Consider the following 2,810-nt stretch of genomic DNA (forward strand, 5'->3'; position numbering starts at 1 on the left):
CGAGCACCCGGCGCCACATCTCGCGTGGGTCGCTGACCCCGAGCGCCTGGCAGACGCCGGTCTTCCACTCCACCGAGCGCGGCACCTGCGGCCAGGCGTCGATGCCCAGCCCGGAGGCCCGCAGCGCTGCGGGCGTCCCCGCCGGCCACACGGCCACGTTGGGGGGGGCGGTGACCAGCCCGTGCTGCCCGAAGCCGGCCCGGCCGAGCTCGGCGACGATCCGGCTCTCCTTGCTGCCGGCCACCAGGTGGTCGACCAGCATGCCGACGCGCCGCTGCGGGCCGGGCCGGAACTCGCGCAGCAGGTCGAGCAGGTGGTCGATGCCGTCGATGGGCTCGACCACGACGCCCTCGATGCGCAGGTCGTCGCCCCAGATGCGCTCGACGAGGGCTGCGTCGTGCACGCCCTCGACCCAGATGCGGCTGGCCCGTGCCACCCGCGCCGGCGCGTCGGCGACCGCGATCGACCCGGACGCCGTGCGTGCCGGCCGGGTCGCCTTCGCCGGCGCGGCGGCCGGTCGCACGAGCGTCACCGGGGCGCCGTCCAGCAGGAAGGCGGCCGGCAGCATCGGGAAGTCGCGGCGACGGCCGCGGCGGTCCTCGAGGGTGACCACGTCGCGCTTCTCGCCGCCGTCGACCGCGCGGCCCACCGCGACGACCGCGCCGCATAACTCGCCGTCGGCCGTCTCGACGACCAGGTCGGGCTCCGCCGGCACCTCGGCCACCCTGCGCCGCGGCCGGTGCCCCGCGGCCAGCACGTCGGTCTCGTAGCGCACGGGGATCGACGCTAGTGAGTGATCACCGCGCCGCGGCGGCGGCGCGCCGGGGGCTGCCGAGTGGCGGGTTGCGCACCCGGGTGGTGGGTTGCGACCCACCACTCGGGCGACAAGCCACCACTCGGCGACCCCTTACGGTGGAGGGCATGTCCTGCTCGCGCTCCGGCCCGCTCGTCGCCTGGACGGCGGCCTGGGTCGCCGGCCGCGTCGGCGCCGACGACGTGCTGGACGCGGCCCGCGCCGGCGACGGCGTGCACGTCGTGCAGCCGTCCGACGCGGCGGCCCCGACCTCGCTGCTCGACCTGCTCGGTGCGTGGCGGCGGGCCGGCGGGACGCGCCTGGTGCTGCCGGTGCCGGGCGACGTGCGTGGTGTGCCCGGGCCCGACGCCTTCCGGGCGGCGGCGCTCGAGGCGGGCGAGGCGGCCGTGGGCGGTGCGGTCGGCGCCGTGCCGACGGTGCACCACAACCCGGCCAGCAGCGCCCCGCCGACCGTCACCGGGACGACGTACACCGTCGACCCGGCGCCGCCCGACTTCGTCCAGCTCAGCGAGGCGCAGCACGACCTCACCGTCGCCATCCGCGAGTGCGCCGCCGCGCTGACGGCCGCGGAGGTCGCCGGGTCGTCGACCGCCGTCGACGCCGAACTGCAGGCCGCGCGGCGGGCCGGTGAGCGGCTCGACCTGCCGCCCGGATGGCCACCGCGCGCCGTCGCCCTGCTCGCCCAGGCCGAGCGGCTGCACGCGGTGCTGCGCCTCTCGACGCTCGACCCGGTCGGCGGCGCCGTCGACCGCGCCGGCATCGGCGCACGGCACGAGGCGCTGCGTCCGCTGATCGTGGCGGTGCGGCGAGCGCGCCTGGCCGCCTACAACTGCGGCCCCACCGACTGCTGTCGCTCGCCGCGCGCCGGTGGTGGCCGGTCGTGCTGCTGGCGGTCGTGCTCGTCGAGGCACCGGTCTGGACGGGGCACGTGCCGCTCGACCTCAAGGTCTACCGGCTCGGCGGCGACGCCGCCCTGCACAGCCGCTCGCACTACGGCGCCGCCCCGCACTTGCAAGAGTACGGGTTCACCTATCCCCCGTTCGCGGCGCTGCTGTTCGTGCCGCTGGCCGTGGTGCCGCGCTGGCTGGCGATGACGCTGATGACGCTGCTGTCGACCGCGGCGCTGCTCGTGACGGTGCGGCTGTGCGCGCCCCGCCTGTTCGCCGATGCCCGGCGGACGTGGTCGGCGCTCGCGCCGGCAGCGGCGATCGGGCTGGCCGAACCGGTGCACGCGACCCTGCACGACGGCCAGGTCGGCCTGCTGCTCATGGGCCTGGTCGTCATCGACGTGCTGGTGCTGCGCGACACCCGGTGGGCGGGCGTCCTCATCGGCGTCGCCGCAGCGATCAAGCTCACGCCCGCCGCGTTCGTGCTGCTGCTCGCGGCGCAACGCCGGTGGGGTGCCGTGTGCACGGCCGCGGTCACCTTCCTGGTGACCGCAGGCGTCGCCGCGGCCCTGCTGCCCCACGACTCGCACCGGTTCTGGACGAAGGAGGTGTTCGGCAGCGGCCACATCGGCGAGACGGCCCGGCTCGACAACCAGTCGTGGAACGGCTTCTGGCAGCGCCTGCTCGGGCACACCCACACCGCCGCCGCGCTGTGGGGGGTCTGCGCCGCGGCGACCGCGGCGGCCGGCTACTGGCTCGCACGGCGCCTGGTCGTGCGGAACGAGACGGTGCTCGCCCTGGGCGTCGTCGGCGTCACCGGCTGCCTCGTCAGCCCGGTCTCGTGGACGCACCACTGGGTCTGGTGGGTACCGGTGCTGCTCGGGCTGGCCGCACGGCCGGGTCGCAAGCGGCTGGTGGTCGCCACCGCCGCCGTGATGGTCATCGGGGCGTCCCGGGACGCCTTCAAGCCGCTGTACCGGCCGACGGTCGGCGAGGTCACCCTCGGCTACTGGTACCTCTGGGCCGCGGTCGTGAAACTCATCGCCCACGCCGTGCGCCAACAAACCGACCCCCGCGAGACAGAACCCCCCGGGTTGACCCTATACCGG

At 76.2% G+C, this 2,810-nt stretch carries 3 protein-coding genes; 2 read left to right on the forward strand and 1 reads right to left on the reverse strand.

Annotated elements, in window-relative coordinates:
* Positions 1–781: DUF3097 family protein (locus ACTHMS_RS11580; RefSeq protein WP_440306817.1), on the reverse strand; the 781-nt coding region annotated here is incomplete at its 3' end.
* A 140-nt stretch (positions 782–921) separates the two neighbouring features.
* On the opposite strand from ACTHMS_RS11580, the gene ACTHMS_RS11585 reads away from it, so the two are divergent.
* Together ACTHMS_RS11585 and ACTHMS_RS11590 are read left to right on the forward strand one after the other, a co-directional pair.
* Entirely contained in the window at positions 922–1,908 is a 987-nt protein-coding gene (locus ACTHMS_RS11585; protein ID WP_440306816.1) for a hypothetical protein, read from the forward strand.
* Positions 1,887–2,810, forward strand: a 924-nt coding sequence (locus tag ACTHMS_RS11590; protein ID WP_440306818.1) for a glycosyltransferase 87 family protein, incomplete at its 3' end; no start/stop codon positions are given. The genes ACTHMS_RS11585 and ACTHMS_RS11590, both read left to right, overlap by 22 nt.

Origin of the sequence: Jatrophihabitans sp. (assembly GCF_051960575.1) — a bacterium.
GTDB lineage: Bacteria > Actinomycetota > Actinomycetes > Mycobacteriales > Jatrophihabitantaceae > JBQCEE01.

What these genes read in the sequence shown, in the direction of transcription:
- ACTHMS_RS11585 (WP_440306816.1), top strand. Translation starts at nt 922, where the DNA reads ATGTCCTGCTCGCGCTCCGGCCCGCTCGTCGCCTGGACGGCGGCCTGG.